Genomic DNA, 19126 nt, shown 5'->3' with positions numbered 1-19126 from the left:
CCGAGCGGTACTGGATCAGCCGCCCTTGCGCGCCGTCAGGATCCTGATTTCCGGGGCGAGCATCTGGCCCTTCATCGCGGCGTCGCCCTTGGTCGGAGACCTCGGCGACAGCATGATGCGCTTCACCAGATCCATGCCCTCGGCGACATGGCCGAACACGGCAAAGCCCTGATTGTCGCCGGGCTTGCTCGGGTCTGCATCCATCGATTTCAGGTCGCCCACTACGATGAAGAATTCGCTCGCCGCCGTGCCGGGCGCCAGTCGCGCCATGGCGATCGCGCCGTCCGTATGGCTGAGGCCGGTCTGCGTCGTGGGTTCGTGCGCGATCGGCTTCAGCTGTTTCTTGGGATCGTTCTGGATGCCGCCCTGGATGAAGCCGTAGCCGTCCGCGATCGGCACCGCCCGGTAGAAGGAAGCGCCGTCGAACCGTTTCTGCTCGACATATTTCAGGAAATTGCCGGCGGTGATCGGCGCGCGGCTTGTTTCAAGCTCCAGCACGATCGGCCCCTCCGCCGTGGTCAACGTCACCCTGGTCGTCGCGGCCGGCGGGGCGGGCACGGCGGGTGCCGCCGGCGTCTGCGCGGTGGCGGCGGCAAGCGGCAGCAGGAGGGCGAGAGCGATTCGGGTCAGCATGAGCGCAATCCTAGCCGATTGCCGTCACCCGATCAGCCGCAAGGTCGCATCGTCGGGCGTCCCGAACCAGCGGTGGAGCGCGTCCGCGAACAGGGGCTCACGCCCAGCCTCGGCAAACAAGGTCAGCGAGGACCGCAGCTTCACCGCGTCGATCGAGCCGAATATCGTCTCGGCCGATCCGGGCGGCAGCGCCTGCAACGCCGCGACGCTCTCCCGGTAGCGCGTCCCCAGCACGGGGTGGTCCAGATACGCCCGCGCTTCGTCGGGGGAGCTTATGGCATAATGCCGCGCGGTGGCGCTGCGGCCGAGACCCGCAATCTGCGGAAACACGAACCACATCCAGTGGCTCTGCTTGCGGCCCCGCCGTATCTCGGCAAGTGCCGTGTCATAGGTGTCCGCCTGCGCCGTGACGAAGCGGTCGAGATCGAAGGGATCAGCCATTGCGGGGAAACGGCCGGCTGAGGTGAAGCGATCCCTTGCGGCCGAAGCGCCACGGCTGCTCCGCCGCCTTGGTGATGCCGATGCGCGGCCCGACCATGATCTCCATCGCCGGGCCGGGCGCGACATGGAAGGGTGGCTGGTCCAGCGCCGCTCCGTCCAACGCTTTCGTGACGTTCAGCGCCTGCGCCAGCTTGCCGGGGCCGGAACAGAAAGCGCGCGGGTCGCTTGAGCCCCGCCGCGCCGCCATGATCTCCAGCCCGTGCGTCGGCTGCAGCGCGCGGATCAGCACCGCGCTACCCGGCCGCTCGCCACCGACCAGGTTCAGGCACCAGTGGATGCCGTAGATCCGATACACATAAGCGTGGCCGACCGGCCCGAACATGGCGGCATTACGCACCCGCAGGCCGCCGAAGCTGTGCGAGGCGGGATCGTCCACGTCATAGGCCTCGGTTTCGACGATGATCCCGCCCACGCCGTCCACCAGCAACTCCGCCCCGATCAGGGCGCGCGCCAGCGCGACCACGGGCTCGCGCCAGAATGACGGGGGAAAGGTTTCGGTCATGCGGATCGATGCGTCGCGCGGTCGGTGATGCTCACGCCGGTCGCTGTACGACGGCAGGCGGACACGGCTTCGGCACCGCGCCGTCTTGCGGCAGCGGGAGCGTTTCCGCAATCGGCTTGCTCCGGCCCCGTGCAGCTTTCATAGCATGTGGGTGACGACCCGCGCCTTCCTCCGCCGTATCGGTCTGGTGCTCGGCATATCGGTGATTCTGATCTGCATCCTGACCGTGGTGGCGCTCGGCTGGTTCGCGGTACGCCTCGAACGGAGCGCGCCACGGTTGGAGGGTAACGTAAGCGCACCGGGCCTCACTGCCCCGGTCACGATCGCGCGGGACGGGGACGGCGTGCCGACGGTCACCGGCAACAGTCGCGCGGACCTGGCCTATGCCACCGGCTACCTCCACGCGCAGGAACGCTTCTTCCAGATGGATACGCTGCGCCGGGTTGGGGCGGGCGAGCTTGCCGCCCTGTTCGGCCCGCAGGCGCTTGCCATGGACCGCAAGACCCGGCTGCATCGCTTTCGCGCCCGCGCGAACCAAGTCCTCGCCAGGATCGCCCCGGGGGAGCGCCGCATCCTCGATGCCTATGTGACGGGCGTCAATCGCGGGCTGGCCGACCTGGGGGCGCCGCCGTTCGAATATGCCTTGCTGCGCCAGACGCCGCAGCGGTGGACGGCAGCGGATTCGCTGCTGGCAGTCTATGCCATGTATCTCGACCTGCAAGGCGGCGGGCTGGCGTTGGAGCTGCAACGCGCCCGCGCCACGGCCAGGCTGGGAGGGGGCATGGCGGACCTGCTCTATCCGCTCGGCACGGAGCTGGATGCGCCGCTGGACGGCAGCACGGTGCCGGAGCCGTTCGTGCCGGCCGGCCTCTCCGCCGACGCGCCCGCCCGCAATCCCGCGCCGGCGGTGGAGCCGATGGTCAAGGGCAGCAACAATTGGGCGGTCGCCGGGGCGCTGACGAATACGGGCGCGGCCATGGTCGCCAACGACATGCATCTCGGCACCCGCATTCCCAACACTTGGTATCGAGTGCGTCTGATGCAGCGGGGCGCGCGGGGGCGGGGCGGGGCGCTCGACGTGGTCGGCGTGACCCTGCCCGGCATCTTCCCGACCGTGGTGGGCAGCAACGGCTTCGTGGCTTGGGGCTTCACCGTTGCCAATGCCGACACGCACGATGCCGTGATCGTGGAGCCGGTCGCCGGGCGTCCGGGCTGGTATCGCACGCCCGCCGGTCCCCGGCCCGTGCGGCACATTGCCGAGCGGCTGTGCACGCCCAAGGGCTGCGAGGCCCTGGTCGTGCGGGAAACGATCTGGGGACCGATCGTTGCGAAGCTGCCGGACGGGCGAGAGGTGGCGGACCGCTGGATCGCGCACGACGCCCAGGCCATCCGCCTTGCCCCGATGCTGGCGATCGAGGGCGCGCGCGATGCCGCATCGGCGGTCCGCGCCGCGCACCGGGTCGGGCTGCCCAACGAGAATATGGTGATCGGCGATCGCGATGGGCACGTCGCCTGGACCATCGCCGGACAGGTGCCGCAGCGTTTCGGCTTCGACGGACGGACTGCCACCAGCTGGGCGGACGGGCGGGCCGGCTGGCGGGGCATGCTGCCGCCGGACCAAGTGCCCACGATCATGGATCCGGGCGACGAGCGCGTCTGGACCGCCAATGCGCGCGTGGTCGGGGGCGCGGCGCTCACCCGTCTGGGTGATGGCGGCTATGACGACGGTTCGCGCGCGAGAGAGATCCGCCGGCGGCTGTTCGCGCGTGCCCGCTTTGTTGAACGCGACATGCTCTCCATCCAGCTGGATACGGCCGCGCCGCGCGCCTTGTTCTGGCGATCGGTGATGCTCCGGGCGTTGGCCCGCCACCCGGATGACCGGGGCCTGAGGGCAATGATCGCACCGGTGAAGGCGTGGAACGGCCATGCCGACACCGGGTCCGTCGGCTATCGCCTGATCCGCGCATTCCGGTTGGAGATCATCAAGAATGCCTATGTCGCTTACCTGGGCGTGCCCGACGATAGCCGGACCAGCTATGCCGGGCCGGGCGCGGAGCAGGCGCTAAGGACCCTGCTACGGCGTCGCCCGCCCGCCTTGGTCCCGCCCGGTTATGCTAGCTGGGACGCGCTGTTGGATGCCGGCCTCGGCGATGTCGCCAAGCAGGTGCGCGGCGCGGCGCATGGCCGGGTCGATCGCTTCACCTGGGGCGCCTATATGCACGCGGACGTCCGCCATCCGCTCGGCAAGGCGATCCCGCTCCTCCGGTTGATCACCGATCCCGCCGACCATGCGGTGCCCGGCGACGGCGGGGCGCCGCGCGCGCAATATGCCGGCGGCGGCGCCAGCGAGCGGCTGGTCGTTTCCCCCGGTCACGAAGCGCAGGGGCTGTTCCATATGCCCGGCGGACAGTCGGGGGCGCCGTTCGCGCCTTATTACCTGGCCGGACACGAGGCTTGGCTGAACGGAGAGCCGCGTCCGCTGCTGCCCGGTCTGACACGCTGGACGCTGACTTTGCACCCCTGATCGCCGGCCCCCGCGCACCTTCAGACATTGTGTGAGCAGGGGCGGAACAAGCCCCGGTGCGACAGGTTGTGTCGGCACGCCAACCATCTGAAAATGGAGCGAACATGTCCGACCACGAAACGATCGCGGTGCCGGCCACCGCCGCGCGCGACAGTGATGCCCGCTCCGCCGAGGCCCCGGGCGGTGAACGGAGCGTCACGGCCTCCGTCGTCACCATCGCTAAGCCCGCGCAGGAACTTTACGACTTCTGGCGCGACTTCTCCAACCTCTCCACGGTGATGGAGAATATCGAACGGATCGACTTGGTCGATCGCACGCGTTCGACCTGGGTGGTCAAGGCGCCTGGCGGCCGCACCGTCGAGTGGGACGCCGTCGTGACCGAGGACCAGCCCGGCACGCTGATCGCGTGGCAATCGGCCGAGGGATCGGAAATCCGCAATTCCGGCCGGGTCGAGTTCCACGAAGTGCCGGATCGCGGCACGGTGGTACGCGCCGTGATCGGCTATGATCCGCCGGGCGGGCTGATCGGTGAGCTGCTGGCCAAGCTGTTCCAGCGTGAGCCCGCGCTGCAGGCGCGCCGCGACCTGCGCCGCTTCAAACAGTTCATGGAAACGGGTGAGATCAGCACCTCCGCGCGCACCCGCGCCGAGGCGACCGACCTTCCCACCGCCGCCTGATCCACCCGACATTCTTGTAGAAGGAGCCGCTCGATGCGCGCCCTCACCTGGCACGGCAAGCACGACGTCCGCGTAGACAGCGTGGACGATCCCGAGATCATCAATCCCCGCGACGCGATCATCAAGGTGACGTCCACCGCCATCTGCGGTTCGGACCTCCACCTCTATGACGCCTACATCCCGACCCTGCAGAAGGGCGACATCCTGGGCCATGAATTCATGGGCGAGGTGGTCGAAGTCGGATCGCGCTCCACCCTGAAGAAGGGACAGCGAGTGGTGGTGCCGTTCACCATCTCGTGCGGCAGCTGTTATTTCTGCAGCAAGCACCAGTATAGCTGCTGCGACAACAGCAATCCCGCCGACAATCAGGACATTTCCGAGCTGGCCTATGGCAACCGCATGGCCGGCCTGTTCGGCTACAGCCACATGACCGGCGGCTATGCCGGTGGCCAGGCCGAATATGTCCGCGTGCCCTATTCGGACGTCGGCCCGATCGTGATCCCGGACGGCGTATCCGACGAGAAGGTATTGTTCCTGTCCGATATCCTGCCGACCGGCTGGATGGCGGCGGAAAATGCCGACATCGAGCCGGGCGATACTGTGGCGGTGTGGGGCTGCGGCCCGGTCGGCCTGTTCTCGGTGCAGTCGGCCTTTCTGATGGGCGCAAAGCGCGTCATCGCCATCGACCATTATCCGCACCGGCTGGAACTGGCGGCGAAGTTCGGGGCCGAGACGATCAACTTCAACGACATCAAGGTCTATGACGCCTTGATGGAGATGACGGGCGGCATCGGCCCCGATGCGGTGATCGACAGCGTCGGGCTGGAGGCGCACGGCCTGTTCGTCGACAATGTCATCGACCAGCTGAAGGTTTCGACCTTCCTCGGCACGGACCGCATCCATGCGCTGCGTCAGGTGATCCTGGCCTGCCGCAAGGGCGGGCGCGTGTCGGTGCCGGCCGTTTATGGCGGGTTCGTGGACAAGTTCCCGATGGGCGCGTTCATGGAAAAGGGCCTAACCATGAAGACCGGCCAGACCCATGTTCAGCATTACACCCCGGCGCTGCTGAACGCGATCATGGAGGACAAGATCGACACGACCTTCCTCATCTCGCACACGCTGCCGCTGGAAAACGCCCCGGAGGGTTACAAGCTGTTCCACGACCACCAGAACACCACCACCAAGATCGTGCTGAAGCCTGGTCTGGACAAGCAGACCGTCGAGATGCCGGCATAAGGAGCGAAGATCATGGGTAACGGAAAACTTGCCGTCATTACCGGAGCCTCCACCGGCATCGGCTTTGAACTGGCGCATATCGCCGCGCAGGAAGGTTATGACCTGTTGGTGGTCGCGGACGAGCCGTTGATCGACAGCGCGGCCAATGATTTCCGCACGCATGGCACCAACGTCATCTCGGTCGAGGCGGATCTCTCCACGATCGAGGGCAATGACCAGCTGCTGGCGGCGGCGAACGGCCGGCCGATCGACCTGCTGCTCGCCAATGCCGGGCGTGGGCTGGGCAAGGCGTTCGTGGATCAGGACGTGGCGGATTGGCGCATGGTGATCGACACGAACGTCACCGGCACCACTTATCTGCTGCAAAAGGCGGCGCAGCAGATGAAGGGGCGCGGTGAAGGCCGCATCCTGATCACCGGCTCCATCGCCGGCCTGATGCCGGGCAGCTTCCAGGCGGTGTATAACGGCACCAAGGCCTATCTCGACAGCTTCTCCTATGCCTTGCGGGAGGAGTTGAAGGATAGTGGCGTCACGGTCACCGTGCTGATGCCGGGCGCCACCGAGACCGAGTTCTTCGACCGCGCCGACATGCTCGACACCAATGTCGGCACGCAGGATAAGGACGATGCCGGCAAGGTTGCGCGCGACGGCTGGGATGCCATGATGTCGGGCGCGGGCCATGTCGTGTCCGGCTGGAAGAACAAGCTGCAAGCGGCGATCAGCCACATCACGCCCGACAGCGTGCTGGCCAAGATGCACCGCAACATGGCGGAGCCCGGCAGCGGCAAGTAGCCCGCGCCACACCGGATAAGGCGCTGTCCGCATGATGGCGGGCGGCGCCTTATGCGTTGACCGTGACGCGCGCCAAATCTACGGATGGATCGGCTGCCCCGATAGCTCAGCAGGACAGAGCAACGGTTTCCTAAACCGCAGGTCGGGAGTTCGAGTCTCTCTCGGGGCACCAAGTTTTCTGCGGAAAACGACTGCCGGAAACCCTGCCGCTGGCGTTCATTTGTACCTCGTCCCTGGGAATCCGCCAAGTGCTGGCCTGCTCCAGCCGGTGGTGGCGCGGCATGGGTGGGGCTCTCCCGAACCCCGCCTTGATGACGAGGCGCCAGACCGGCACCTGCCGGCGCATCCAGAATTGCAGGCTCGTTTGCGGAAAGGAGCCAGGCGGTTAATCCGAGATCTCAGCCGCTCTGATCAATTCCGCACCGGTCGCCACGGCAAGCGACAGTGGCGCGGACCCGTCTTTGGCTTTCTCAAGACGATCGAGAAACGCGCCGGGATCATCCATGCCAAGGGGCTGTAGCACGTCGGGGCCGTATTCCCACCAGCTGGATGCCAGCATATGTTCGATCATGGCCGCAGGAAACCGGTAGCGGATGATCCTGGCGGGGCTGCCGCCCACGATCGCATAGGGCGGCACGTCGTGCGTCACGACACTCCGAGCTGCAACGACAGCGCCCGTTCCGATCGTTATGCCGCGCTTCAGCACGACGTCCGTTCCTATCCAGACGTCGTGACCCACATCGACCGGTTGTGGTCCGTGATCCGCACGCAGCAGCCGGAATGACTCGGTGCCCCGGTCGACAAGATAGGCGCGGATGCTCGGCACCGGCTCGGGATGGTAGGAAAATGGCGATGTCGATGCCCATTCCACGGGATGGCGCGATCCCATGATCTGCAAGTTGGCAGCGACCGAGCAATACCGCCCGAAGCTCATTTCCCAATGCAGTCTCGACATACTGTAGGAGAACGCGCCGAAGCCGCGCGGCAGCACGCCGCCAGCCATGGGATTGCTGTACTGCTCGATCCGGGCATCCGCAGCTATGCGGATCTGATCGCCGACGCGCAGCTTGGTGAATATCCGCCGGTGCTCCAGCACTTGGAGGAGCAGGTCTGTAACCTGATACCATGACGGAGCTGCAAGCACGGTCGATCTTTCCCCTGCACGATGCCTACGCCAGTAGGGCGCGGACCACGGCCGCCACAAGACGGGCGTGCGGTAAGGCGCGCAGATATTCCGCACCTATCGGCGTCGATCCGCGTTCAACCATTCCGACACGGATAGAGGATGCACATGACGACCAAGGACTGGAGCCCGCTGCACAATCCCGACGATGCCGCGCCGAGATCGCCGGAGCAGGTGGGGGATCAGGGTGAGACCGGAGCAGCGGCAATCGCGCGCGTGCGTCGGTTCCGCGCGGCGTTCGAGCAGGATGACGTGATCGATCAGGCATCGGGCCTGACCGCTGCCGATGTCGACGAACTGATCCGGTTGGCGAGCGGGGCTGCGATCTCGCCGGATATCTGAGCGGGACAGACCGGCGGTTCGGTCTCTTCCGGACCGCCGCCGCTCGGGCCGTCACACGATTGAAACGACCCTGAAAGCTGACGACCACGAACGGGGCGAGGATGGCGAGCAGGATCGCGGCGACGACCGGCGGACCAGCCGCGTCCTGCGCCGCCGCTTCGGATCGAACCGGATGAGCGGTCCATCGGAGTGCCTTTATTTCTCGGCCTCGCCATCCGGCCAGGGTTTTCCGTCCGCGCGGTCGAGATAATGCTGGAACAATTGCAGGTGGATGTTGGCGATGCTGCTGTCCGCCGCCTGCTTGGCGCGGGCCAGTGCGTCCAGCGCACGCCGCTCATAATAGATCCGTTCCACTCGTTCCTGCATCGCTGCCTGCTCCGCTGCTGCGGGGCTGCTACAAAGACAGCAGCATCTCTACCTTAACATGGGCTGCGATCATGCGATCATCTGCCGCCGCTGCCCGGTGAGTTACCGAGGCTGCGGCGGACGGCTGCGCGATCCTCGACATGGCGGACTGCCGGGCCGCTCGGCAGTGTGCCGGGTTCAGCTACCGGGCCGGGGGCGCTGCGGGTTCATGTCGCCGGGCTACGTTTCCGCGATCCGTGGCGCCGACCGGGGCATTGTCGGCGCTGGCGGGCGGGGTTGTGGTGACGTTGCTGCCGCCATCGGGCCCATTTCTTCGATATTGGAGGGGGTCGCCGCCTCGCGTTGCCGCCGTTGCACCCGGTTGCGGCAGCGGCCATACCGGCGATTATCGTGGGGATCAGGACGTTGCGCACGGTCCGTCTCCTTGGGACGATCCACGACCACCGGCGACGTTCACCTGTTTCGTGGCGTGATGCTGGTCGACGGCACTCCGCCGTCCCGCATCGAGGGCATGGTCAGCCGTCCTTGCCCTTCTTCTTCTTCACGTCCTCCGACTTGCCCGAGCCGACATCCTTGCGCTGCTTGCCGTCCTGGGTCCGCTGGGCGGCGGCGCGCGCACCGCTCAGCACCGGGCCGCACTGTGCCGCCTTGGCGTCGCCCGGATCGACGAAGGCGAGCAGGCCCGCCACCGGGTTCACCGCCGCCAATGCGACCGCCGCGCCACCACGGGCCAGTAATTGCGGCGTGATGATCTGGATCGCCGGGGCCGCGAAGTGCCCGCCGATGCCGACCGGAGACTGGCCGGAGAAGATGCTGACCTTCTTGCCGTCGGCGCGGAAGGCGAGATTGACGGACTCGTCCTTGAACGAGAAGCCGCCCTTGGCCGTCATCACATTCTTGTCGGTGTCGATCAGGACCGGGTCGGCGGCGGCCACGCCGTCGCGCACGGTGAAGGCGATCAGGCCGCAATTGACCTGCACCGGCCGCTTCAGCTTCTCCTCGAACATGCGCTGGACGAACACGCCCACGTCGAATTCGGACAGCTGGATATATTGCGTCCAGAAGGTGCCTCGGGGCAGGATCACGGCGATGCGCCCGTCCGACGTGGCGAGCGAATCGCGTACCGTGTTGCCGACGCCGCGCATCTTCACGCGCGCCTTGACGGTCCCGCTGGTGCCCGCATCCGCCACGCCGAAGCGGGCGAGCAGCTTGCCCATCGGGGTGGGCGACATGCGAATGTCATAGTCGGTGATGACCGAGGGATTGCGCGCGTTGATGGAAATGTCGCTGTCGACGTGACCGCCCGCCATGTCGAAGTTCAGCGGGCTGAGCTTCAGCAGCGACCGTTCGAGGTCCAGCCCCAGCACGATGTTGCCTATGGGGATGAACGGCTGCCTGATGTCGGCCACCCGATACTTGACCTTGGCGTCGAACAGCTTGAGCGCGTCGGTGCGAAGCGGGGCGTCGGGCAGCAGGCGCGGCACGCCGCCGCTCGGCTTCTCCGCGCTGGCGGCCGCAGCCGCGACCGGTCCCTTGGAGGCCAGGGCTGTAGGGCTGTACCCGATGAACGGCCCGATATCGACCATGTCGACCCTGCGCGAGGCGAGGTCGGCGGTCAGCAGCATCCGCGCGTCGGGATCGGCCGGGATGCGCACGGTCAGGCCGCCGCCGATGTCGCTATTGCCGTAGGAGCCGACGATGCGCGTGAAGCGATATTCGTCTCCCCGTTTGGTCAGGTGCGACCGGAGGCGGTAGGCGCGGGTATCCGGCACGGCGATGCCGGCCAGGTCGAACAGGTCGCGCAGATTGCGGCCGCGCACGCCGACGCGGAGGTCGGCGCCCTCGATAACCGTCGCGCCGGGCAGGGTGCCCGCCACATCCACCCGGCTTCGGGCGGCATCGACGTGCAGCTCGAACTGGTTGCGACCGCCGGCCAGCACCTCGTTGGGGGAGGATTGCTGGCCCCACAGCCGGAACGGATTGCCGCGTGCGGTGCCATCGCCGGAGAAGCGGATATTGTTGGCGAAGCGACTGTCCTTGGCGTTGATCGCGTGGATGGCGATGTCCGCCACGATCCGCATGCCGGGGTCGCGATAGCGGATGGTGGTGCCGGTGATCGCCGCCCGCTGGATCAACGGAATCTCGAACGGCTCGCCCTTCTGCTCCGTCGTGCCGAAGGTCCAGGTGTTGCGTTCGCGCTTCGCATCCCACTCCAGGTCTGCCGCGCCATCGACCAGGTTGATCCAGTTGACCTTGGATTGGCGGCCGAACAGGAAGGAGAAGGTGTCGATCCGGGTATCGACCAGCTTGGCGCGGAACAAGTCCGGCCGCGATGCCCATGCCGGGTTGGACACCGTCAGCCCCTCCGCCAGGAACTTGGTGGCGAAAGGGTCGAGATAGAGGTTGAAGTCCCCGGCGACGCGCACGGTGCGCCCCGACTGGCTGCTGGCGATCCGTTCAAACGTGTGCTTCAGGAACCGGCCCTTGGTCACGAACAGGACCAGCCACGCCAGGAAGATCAGACCGAAGAGCGTCGCGAGCACCGCGACGACGCTGGCGATCGCACGGGCGACGGGATCACGGCGGGGTGCCCGCCCGGGTTGTGGGGCGGGGGCGATCGTCCCCGGTTCGACGGTGGAAGCATCAGCCATGCAGCACACAACCCGGACAGATAGAGACGGTTCCGCAACGGTTGCATTGTCCGCGACGCTTGCATATAGGCCCAGCCTTCCAGCGATTTCGAGGAACTGCCCGGCTGATATGGGCTGCCGTGGCCGTTCGGTATCGCTCCAGGAAAGGAGACGAAAATGCCCAAGCTCAAGACGAAGAGCGGCGTGAAGAAGCGCTTCAAGCTCACCTCCACCGGCAAGGTGAAGCACGGTGTTGCCGGCAAGCGCCACCGGCTGATCAGCCACAACGCCAAGTATATCCGCACCAACCGTGGCACCAGCGTGCTCGCAGAGGCCGATACGGCCCGCGTGAAGCTCTGGGCGCCGTACGGCCTCAACTAAGGAGTAGCGGAACATGGCACGCGTCAAGCGCGGTGTAACCACCCACGCCAAGCACAAGCGCATCCTTGAGGATGCGAAGGGCTATTATGGCCGCCGCAAGAATACCATCCGCATCGCCCGTCAGGCGGTGGAGAAGGCCGGTCAGTATGCGTATCGCGACCGCAAGGTCAAGAAGCGCAACTTCCGCGCCCTGTGGATCCAGCGCATCAACGCCGCGGTCCGCGCCGAGGGCCTGACCTATGGCGTGTTCATGCACGGCCTGAAGCTGGCCGGCGTCGACCTCGACCGGAAGGTCCTGGCCGATCTCGCCATGCACGAAGGTGCCGCGTTCAGCGCCATCATCGCGCAGGCGAAGGCCGCTCTGCCGGAAGGCGCCCGGGTCGCGGCATAAGCCGATCCGGTTGCGGGATTGAAAAAAGGGCGCGGAGGCTACGGCTTCCGCGCCCTTTTTGCGGTCGGCCGGGCGGGGCCCTATCGGTGCTGACCGAACAACATGAAGGCGCCATTTACCACATCCCAAAACCATGCGGTCAGCGATAAGGCGTAATGCAGGCAGCATGGATCATCGCCCAGACGATCGGACGCGCGTGGCGGCGCTCACTTCCTACGGGGTGCTCGACACGCCGAACGAAGCCGAGTTCGACGCCATCGTGCGCGAAGCGGCCAAGGCGATGCGCGCGCCGATCGCGCTCATTTCGCTGCTCGACGATAACCGGCAATGGTTCAAGGCCAAGGTCGGGCTGGAGCCGTCGGAAACCCCGCGCTCCATCTCCTTCTGCACCCATGCCATACGCGGCGGTGATGTGATGGTAGTGCCCGACGCGCGGCAGGACGACCGCTTTGCCGCCAATCCGCTGGTGACGGGTTCGCCCAATATCCGCTTCTACGCCGGGGCTCCGCTGAAGACGGCGAGCGGGATGCGGATCGGCACCCTGTGCGTGCTGGACGACAAGCCCCGCGCGCAGTTGACCGAGCGGCAGAAGGCCATGCTGGAGACGCTGGCGGAACGCACCATGCAGGCGATGGAAGAGCGTCGCGCCCGCAAGGCCAAGGCGGCGCGCTGAACGGCCGGGCGATGGTCTGGCGGCGATACCATCCGCTCCGACCCGAGCGCGCCCTTATTCGCGCAGGCCCTGGCCGATCGTGGCGCGCGCCTGGTCGGCCTCGACCGAGGTGACGGGATAGGCGCAATAATCCGCCGCATACCAGGCGCTCGGCCGGTGGTTGCCCGACATGCCGACGCCCCCGAACGGCGCATTCGACGGCGCGCCGTTGGTCGGCCGGTTCCAGTTGATCACCCCGGCGCGGGTGCTGGCCCAGAAGCGATCATAGAGTTCGGGCGTGCCGCCGATCAGGCTGGCCGACAGACCGTAGCGGGTGGCATTCGCCTCCGCTACCGCATGGTCGAAATCGGGCACCCGGATCACCTGCAGCACCGGTCCGAAAATCTCCTCGTCCGGGCGCTCGCGGGCGTCGGTGACGTCGATCAGTCCCGGTGTCAGGAACGGCTTGTCCGCGGCCGGCCGCGACAGGTGGCGAAGCGCGATGCCGCCCTTCATGATCAGGTCCAGGAATGCATCCTGCACGTGCAGGGCCGCGTCATTGTCGATCACCGGGCCCATGAAGGGCGCGGGGCTGTCGTGCGGCGCGCCGACGATCAGCCGCTCCATCAGCCGGCCGATCTCCTCCAGCAGCGGGCCGTGCCTGCCGTTCTCCACGATCAGCCGCCGGGCGCAGGTGCAGCGTTGGCCGGCGGAGAGAAAGGCCGATTGCACCGCCATGGTCGCGGCGGCGTGGATGTCGGTCGCGTCCCACACCACCAGCGGATTGTTGCCGCCCAGTTCCAGCGCCAGCATCTTGCCCGGCGGGTCGGCGAATTGGCGGCTGAGCGACACGCCGGCGGCGGCCGAGCCGGTGAACAGCAGCCCGTCTATGTCGGGGTGCCCGGCCAGCGCCTCGCCCTCGTCGCGGCCGCCCTGGACCAGGCCGATCACCCCCTCGGGCACGCCCGCGTCGCGGAACCGCTCCACCAGGAAGGCGCCCGTGGCCGGCGTCTTTTCCGAAGGCTTGAACACCACCGCATTGCCGGCGAGCAAAGCCGGGACGATGTGGCCGTTGGGCAGGTGCGCGGGAAAGTTGTAGGGGCCCAGCACCGCCAGCACGCCATGCGGCTTGTGCCGGATCGCGGTGCGCGCGCCGAGTGCGCCTTCCATCCGCCGGCGCGGCGTGCGTTCGTGCTGCGCGCTGATCGAGATGTCGACCTTGCCGATCACGGCATCCACCTCGGTCCGCGCCTCCCACAGCGGCTTGCCGGTTTCGCGCGCGATCAGGTCGGCAAAGGCATCGGCATGGGCCCGGACGCTGTTGGCGAAGCGGCGCATCGTCTCGGCGCGATATTCCAGCGGTTGCGCCGCCCACCCGTTCCAGTCCGCCCGCGCCCGCGCCACTGCCGCGTCCACGTCCCCGGTCGGCCCGCGCCACAATTGCGCGCCGGTGGCGGGCTCGAAAGAGATCAGTTCGGCCATTGATGCGCCTCTCCCATGCGGCGGATGGCGGCGACCTTGTGGTGCAGGGGCTGCCAGTCGTCGTCCTGACCGATCGCGCTCCAGATCGCCTCGACCTCCTCGATGTGCATGGAGCAAGGTCCGGGATCGGACCAGTAGGGGTGGTCGAGGGTGCGGGCTGCGCGATAGGAGGCGAGCAGGGCTTCGACGGCCACGAAATGCTCGGCACGGGCGGCATCCTGTGGCGCGCCCCGCCGCCGTCCGCCCGACCAGTCGAAGAAGAAGCGGTCGATCCCGACGCCGCTGCTCGCCAGCGCCTGCTCCATCGCCTGTGCCAGCGGCAAATCCTGCTCGTCGCCGCGCGGCACCACGCCCAGCCGGCCCAGCATCGCCCGGACATAGGCCTGCTCATAAGCGGCGGGGAAGCCGTCCAGCACCGAACCCAGCGCCTCCACGTCGACCAGCTTGGACAGCGCAATGGCGAGTTGTACCACGTCCCAGTGAATCGCCTGCGGCTGGCGCCCGAAGGCATACAGCCCCTGGTGATCGAAATACGCGGCGACGAACTGCGGATCCCATGACGACGTGAACCGCCATGGCCCGTAGTCGAAGCTCTCGCCCGTGACGTTGATATTGTCGCTGTTGAGCACGCCATGGACGAACCCGGCCGCCATGTAACTGGCCGCAAGCCCCGCGGCGCGATCCACCACATGGCCGAGCAGGCGCAGCGCCGGCTCCTCGCCCGGCTGTTCAGCATAGAGGGTGTCCAGCGTGTAGCGGACGAGACGGTCCAGCTCCTCCGTCAGCCCGAGCGTGGCGAGCCGCTGGAAGCTGCCGATGCGAACATGGCCGTGGCTCAGGCGGACCAGCACGCCGGAACGGGTGGGGGAGGGCTCATCATTGCGTTGCAGCGCCTCGCCGGTTTCGATCAGCGAAAAGGTGCGGGAGGTCGGCACGCCCAGCGCCTCCAGCATCTCGGTCGCCAATATTTCGCGCACCCCGCCCTTCAATGTCAGGCGGCCGTCCCCGAAGCGGCTGTACGGCGTCTGCCCCGATCCCTTGGTACCGAGGTCGAGCCACCGCCCGCGATCGTCCCGTAGCTGCGCAAAGGTGAAGCCGCGCCCGTCCCCCAGATCGGGATTGTACATGCGGAACTGGTGCCCGTGATAGCGCAGCGCGAGCGGCTGGGGCAGGTTGCCCGGCAGCGGAGCGAAGCGCCCGAAATGGTCCAGCCACGCCGCATCGCCCAGGCTGCCCAATCCGACTTCTGCCGCCGCACGATCGTTGCGGAAGCGCAGGATGGTCTCGGGGAAGTCTGCCGCCGCGACCGGATCGGCCAGAAAGTCGGCAATGTCGGAGATCGGTGGTTGCGTGCGCGATGCCATGCCCGCGATATGGGCGCGCAACGGGGGAAGGTGCAAGCATGGCGCACACGGCCTATCGTGATGGTTGGTGCTATTCGGCGGACGACCTCAGGCTGCACTTTCGCGACTATGCGGGCGATCCGGGCCGGAAGCCGGTGCTGTGCATCCCGGGGTTGACCCGCAACGCGCGCGATTTCGAGGGGGTGGCGGCCCGCCTCGCCGGCACGCGGCGGGTGGTGGCGGTCGACCTGCGCGGGCGTGGGGGAAGCGACTTCGCCGCCGATCCGCTCAGCTACGTGCCGGCCGTCTATCTGCAGGATCTCATGGTGCTGATCGCCGCCGAGCGGCTTGGCCCGGTGGTGGTGATCGGGACGTCGCTGGGCGGGCTGCTCGCCATGTTGATGGCGGCCACCACGCCCGCGCTGTTGCGCGGCGTGTTGCTCAACGATGTCGGGCCGGTGCTGAACCCGGAGGGGATGGCGCGCATCCGTGCCTATGTCGGGCGGGACGTTCGCTTCGCCTCGTGGGAGGATGCGGCGGAGGCGATCGCCGCGAACCATGCCGGCGGCTTCCCGGATTACACCGCCGCCGACTGGTCCGTCCTGGCACGGCGGCTTTGCAGGGAGGGCCAGGATGGCCGCATCCTGTTCGATTATGATCCCGCCATCGCCGAACCGTTCACGCTGCCCCAGCCGGCGATCGACCTGTGGCCCGCGTTCGACGGTCTGGCGGGCCTGCCGGCGACCTTGGTGCGCGGCCGCCTGTCCGATGTGCTGTCGGCGGAAACCGCCGCGGCGATGGCGGCGCGCATGCCCGCGATCGAGCGGGTGACGCTGCCTCGCATCGGATATGCGCCCACGCTGGAGGAGCCGGAAAGCGTCGCCGCGATCGATCGCCTGCTCGCCACGGTCGATCACGAATAAGCGCGCAATTACGTCCGAGCTGGCCTATATGCCGCCGATCATTTGTCTATCCGGAGGCGGGATTGTTCAAGGGTTTGCGCCCGATGCGCTATGGCGGCCGCGAGGTTTGGCCGCTGATCGAAGGCGGCAAGGGCGTCGCTGTATCCAATCATGCGAGTGCGGGTGCCTGGGCTGCGGCGGGCGGCATCGGCACGATCTCCGCCGTCAATGCCGACAGTTACGATGCGGACGGGCGCATCGTGCCGCAGGTCTATCGCGCGCTGACCCGGCGCGAACGGCATGAAGAGCTGGTCCAATATGCCATCGACGGCGCGGCGGAGCAGGTGCGCCGCGCGTGGGAGATTTCCGGCGGCAAGGGCGCGATCAACATCAACGTCCTGTGGGAAATGGGCGGCGCGCAACGCGTGCTGCAGGGCGTGCTGGAACGCACCAAGGGGCTGGTGGCCGGCGTCACCTGCGGCGCGGGCATGCCCTATAAATTGAGCGAGATCGCCGCGTCATACGGCGTGCACTACCTGCCGATCGTCTCCTCCGGCCGCGCCTTCAACGCCTTGTGGAAGCGGGCCTACAGCAAGGCAGCCGAATGGCTGGGCGGCGTGGTCTATGAGGATCCCTGGCTGGCGGGCGGGCATAACGGCCTGTCCAATGCCGAGGATCCGCGCCAACCGCAGGATCCCTATCCCCGCGTCAAGGCGCTGCGCGAAACCATGCGCGCTGGCGGGGTGAGCGAGGATGTGCCGATCATCATGGCCGGCGGCGTCTGGCACCTGCGCGACTGGAGCAACTGGATCGACAATCCGGAACTGGGCGCAATCGCCTTCCAGTTCGGGACGCGGCCTTTGCTGACGCGGGAAAGCCCGATTTCGGAAGAGTGGAAGGACCGGCTGCTGACGCTGGACGAGGGCGACATCCTGCTGCACCGCTTCTCGCCCACTGGCTTCTATTCTTCGGCCGTGCGCAACAGCTTCCTGCGCAACCTTGAGGCACGATCGGAGCGGCAGATCGCCTTTTCGATGGAGGCGGCCGGCGACCATCAGTTCCAGCTGGACGTGGGCGTCAAGGGCAAGAGCTTCTGGGTGACGCTGGGCGACCTGCACCGTGCCCGCGAATGGGATGCTCTGGGCTTCAACGTGGCGCTGAAGACGCCGGACAACACCCTGGTGTTCGTCACGCCCGAGGAGATGAAGATCATCCGCAAGGACCAGGCGGATTGCATGGGCTGCCTCAGCCAATGCTCCTTCTCGTCCTGGGCCGATACGGAGGGCAATTCGACCGGGCGACTTGCCGATCCGCGCAGCTTCTGCATCCAGAAGACCTTGCAGGACATCGGGCATGGCGGTCCGGTGGAACATAACCTGATGTTCGCGGGCCACGCCGCTTACAAGTTCAAGCAGGACCCCTTCTACTCCAACGGGTTCGTGCCGACCGTGAAGCAGTTGGTCGATCGCATCCTGACCGGCGACTGATCCCGATGCCCCGCGCCCTCGTCGTCCGTCATACGCCGATGGAGGGCGCGGCCGGCTTTCGCCTGCCGATGGAGCAGGCGGGTTATGACATCGCCCGGATCGATGCCGACGATCCGTGTTTTGCTGCTCTCGACTGGCTCGCGCCCGATCTGGTGGCGGTGATGGGTGGGCCGATGGGCGTTTATGAGCGCGACGCCTTTCCGTGGATCGAGCGCGAGGTGACCGGCTTTGCCCTGCGGATCGCGGCGGGGCGGCCGACCATCGGCATCTGCCTGGGGGCGCAGATGATCGCCGCCGCACTGGGCGCTCGCGTCTATCTGGGGAACGTGACGGAGATCGGCTTTGCACCCGTGGCGCTGAGCGACGCGGGCGCCGCCTCGCCTTTACGCCATCTGGCCGGCGTGCCCTTGCTGCATTGGCATGGCGACACGTTCGACCTGCCGGACGGGGCGGAGCATCTCGCCGCGAGCCACCTCTATCCCAACCAGGGCTTCCGCCTGGGCAATGCGGTTCTCGCGCTGCAATTCCATCCGGAGATGGGCGAGGATGCGCGGTTCGAGCATTGGGCGGCGAACGAGGACTATGTGCGCCAAGCGGGGATGACGCGCGCGGCCCTGTTGGAGGACCATGCGCGGCTCGGGCCGGCGGCGGCGGCGGCGGGGCGCGCCATGCTGGCCGAATGGCTCTGCAACCTGCCGAATAGCTAGACCTGGGGCTGCATGAAAAGGGCCTCGGGATCGCTCCCGAGGCCCTATATGTTCGCCAGCAAGCGAAGGCTTACTTGTAGCGGCGATAGCCACGCTTATCGATGTAATATTTGCGGCCACGGCTGTCGCGATAATACTTCTTGTTCTTCTTCAGCGCCGTATAGGCGGCGCCGCCCGCCGCGCCGATCAGCGCGCCATTGCCGGTGGAGACACCCGGAAGGACCGCGCCGGCCAGCGCACCGCCGCCCGCACCGATGGCGGTGCCCTTCAGCAACTGCTCCGCGCTCTGTGCCATGGCCGGAGTGGCCAGGCCGAGCGACATCGCGACCACGGTGGCGATGATGGACTTACGCTTCATGACTCTCTTCCTTGTTGCACGCCAAACTGTGCGGTGT

General features: G+C 67.1%; 20 protein-coding genes and 1 tRNA gene. 12 read left to right on the top strand and 9 right to left on the bottom strand.

Annotated elements, in window-relative coordinates; genetic code table 11:
* Positions 1–15 precede the first annotated feature (15 nt).
* Genes Q0D93_RS02725 through Q0D93_RS02715 form a run of 3 tightly spaced genes read right to left on the bottom strand, consistent with a single transcriptional unit; the run spans position 16 to position 1636 of the window.
* Positions 16–633 (bottom strand): peptidylprolyl isomerase, encoded by a 618-nt coding sequence (locus Q0D93_RS02725; protein WP_294391012.1) that lies wholly within the window; start codon positions 631–633, stop codon positions 16–18.
* A 24-nt stretch (positions 634–657) separates the two neighbouring features.
* Entirely contained in the window at positions 658–1074 is a 417-nt protein-coding gene (locus Q0D93_RS02720) for a DUF1810 domain-containing protein (protein WP_294391010.1), read from the bottom strand.
* Positions 1067–1636 carry a DNA-3-methyladenine glycosylase gene (locus tag Q0D93_RS02715; RefSeq protein WP_294391007.1) on the bottom strand — a complete coding sequence of 190 codons (570 nt, stop codon included), beginning with the start codon at positions 1634–1636 and terminating at the stop codon, positions 1067–1069. The genes Q0D93_RS02720 and Q0D93_RS02715 overlap by 8 nt, the downstream gene beginning before the upstream one ends.
* Positions 1637–1787: 151 nt before the next feature.
* Between Q0D93_RS02715 and Q0D93_RS02710 the strand changes: the two genes are divergently transcribed.
* The 5 genes from Q0D93_RS02710 (at position 1788) to Q0D93_RS02690 (ending at position 7037) form a co-directional block, all read left to right on the top strand.
* Positions 1788–4160, top strand: coding sequence for a penicillin acylase family protein (locus Q0D93_RS02710; RefSeq protein ID WP_294391004.1), 2373 nt, complete (start codon positions 1788–1790; stop codon positions 4158–4160).
* 104 nt (positions 4161–4264) lie between these two features.
* Positions 4265–4837 (top strand): SRPBCC family protein, encoded by a 573-nt coding sequence (locus tag Q0D93_RS02705; RefSeq protein ID WP_294391001.1) that lies wholly within the window; start codon positions 4265–4267, stop codon positions 4835–4837.
* A gap of 33 nt (positions 4838–4870) precedes the next feature.
* A complete protein-coding gene (locus Q0D93_RS02700) occupies positions 4871–6073 on the top strand; it encodes a zinc-dependent alcohol dehydrogenase (protein WP_294390998.1) in 1203 nt (400 codons plus the stop codon).
* 12 nt (positions 6074–6085) lie between these two features.
* The gene (locus Q0D93_RS02695; protein ID WP_294390994.1) at positions 6086–6865 is read left to right on the top strand and encodes an SDR family NAD(P)-dependent oxidoreductase; all 780 of its coding nucleotides are present in this window, start codon (positions 6086–6088) and stop codon (positions 6863–6865) included.
* A 95-nt stretch (positions 6866–6960) separates the two neighbouring features.
* A tRNA-Arg gene (locus Q0D93_RS02690) sits at positions 6961–7037 on the top strand.
* A gap of 213 nt (positions 7038–7250) precedes the next feature.
* Here the strand turns inward: Q0D93_RS02690 and Q0D93_RS02685 are convergent.
* Positions 7251–8009, bottom strand: coding sequence for a CatB-related O-acetyltransferase (locus tag Q0D93_RS02685; protein ID WP_294390990.1), 759 nt, complete (start codon positions 8007–8009; stop codon positions 7251–7253).
* 147 nt (positions 8010–8156) lie between these two features.
* Between Q0D93_RS02685 and Q0D93_RS02680 the strand changes: the two genes are divergently transcribed.
* The gene (locus Q0D93_RS02680) at positions 8157–8390 is read left to right on the top strand and encodes a hypothetical protein (RefSeq protein WP_294390987.1); all 234 of its coding nucleotides are present in this window, start codon (positions 8157–8159) and stop codon (positions 8388–8390) included.
* 195 nt (positions 8391–8585) lie between these two features.
* Here the strand turns inward: Q0D93_RS02680 and Q0D93_RS02675 are convergent, their stop codons facing one another.
* A complete protein-coding gene (locus Q0D93_RS02675) occupies positions 8586–8756 on the bottom strand; it encodes a hypothetical protein (protein ID WP_294390984.1) in 171 nt (56 codons plus the stop codon).
* A 515-nt stretch (positions 8757–9271) separates the two neighbouring features.
* Positions 9272–11407 (bottom strand): AsmA family protein, encoded by a 2136-nt coding sequence (locus Q0D93_RS02670; RefSeq protein WP_294390981.1) that lies wholly within the window; start codon positions 11405–11407, stop codon positions 9272–9274.
* A gap of 156 nt (positions 11408–11563) precedes the next feature.
* Here Q0D93_RS02670 and rpmI point away from each other — a divergent pair, with 156 nt between their 5' ends.
* The 3 genes from rpmI (at position 11564) to Q0D93_RS02655 (ending at position 12831) form a co-directional block, all read left to right on the top strand.
* Positions 11564–11767 carry a 50S ribosomal protein L35 gene (gene rpmI / locus Q0D93_RS02665; protein WP_294390978.1) on the top strand — a complete coding sequence of 68 codons (204 nt, stop codon included), beginning with the start codon at positions 11564–11566 and terminating at the stop codon, positions 11765–11767.
* A gap of 13 nt (positions 11768–11780) precedes the next feature.
* A complete protein-coding gene (gene rplT / locus Q0D93_RS02660) occupies positions 11781–12158 on the top strand; it encodes a 50S ribosomal protein L20 (RefSeq protein ID WP_294390976.1) in 378 nt (125 codons plus the stop codon).
* 166 nt (positions 12159–12324) lie between these two features.
* Positions 12325–12831, top strand: a complete 507-nt coding sequence (locus Q0D93_RS02655) for a GAF domain-containing protein (RefSeq protein ID WP_294390973.1) — start codon at positions 12325–12327, stop codon at positions 12829–12831.
* A 54-nt stretch (positions 12832–12885) separates the two neighbouring features.
* On the opposite strand, the gene astD is transcribed toward Q0D93_RS02655, so the two are convergent.
* Positions 12886–14292 carry a succinylglutamate-semialdehyde dehydrogenase gene (astD, locus tag Q0D93_RS02650; RefSeq protein WP_294390970.1) on the bottom strand — a complete coding sequence of 469 codons (1407 nt, stop codon included), beginning with the start codon at positions 14290–14292 and terminating at the stop codon, positions 12886–12888.
* The gene (locus Q0D93_RS02645) at positions 14280–15656 is read right to left on the bottom strand and encodes a protein adenylyltransferase SelO family protein (protein ID WP_294390967.1); all 1377 of its coding nucleotides are present in this window, start codon (positions 15654–15656) and stop codon (positions 14280–14282) included. Before Q0D93_RS02645 ends, astD begins: the two co-directional genes overlap by 13 nt.
* A gap of 38 nt (positions 15657–15694) precedes the next feature.
* On the opposite strand from Q0D93_RS02645, the gene Q0D93_RS02640 reads away from it, so the two are divergent.
* From Q0D93_RS02640 to Q0D93_RS02630, 3 genes are all read left to right on the top strand, one after another.
* Entirely contained in the window at positions 15695–16558 is an 864-nt protein-coding gene (locus Q0D93_RS02640) for an alpha/beta hydrolase (protein ID WP_294390964.1), read from the top strand.
* 62 nt (positions 16559–16620) lie between these two features.
* Positions 16621–18024 carry a nitronate monooxygenase gene (locus tag Q0D93_RS02635; protein ID WP_294390962.1) on the top strand — a complete coding sequence of 468 codons (1404 nt, stop codon included), beginning with the start codon at positions 16621–16623 and terminating at the stop codon, positions 18022–18024.
* A gap of 5 nt (positions 18025–18029) precedes the next feature.
* On the top strand, positions 18030–18731 hold the full coding sequence (locus Q0D93_RS02630) for a glutamine amidotransferase (protein ID WP_294390959.1): 702 nt from the start codon (positions 18030–18032) through the stop codon (positions 18729–18731).
* A 70-nt stretch (positions 18732–18801) separates the two neighbouring features.
* Here Q0D93_RS02630 and Q0D93_RS02625 read toward each other — a convergent pair whose 3' ends face one another.
* Positions 18802–19089 (bottom strand): YMGG-like glycine zipper-containing protein, encoded by a 288-nt coding sequence (locus Q0D93_RS02625; RefSeq protein ID WP_294390957.1) that lies wholly within the window; start codon positions 19087–19089, stop codon positions 18802–18804.
* Positions 19090–19126 lie beyond the last annotated feature (37 nt).

It is taken from the genome of uncultured Sphingomonas sp. (assembly GCF_934560975.1).
Classification (GTDB): Bacteria; Pseudomonadota; Alphaproteobacteria; order Sphingomonadales; family Sphingomonadaceae; genus Sphingomonas_I.
Note: the sequence above shows the minus strand (reverse complement) of the source record. Positions and strands in the feature narration are given on the sequence as shown.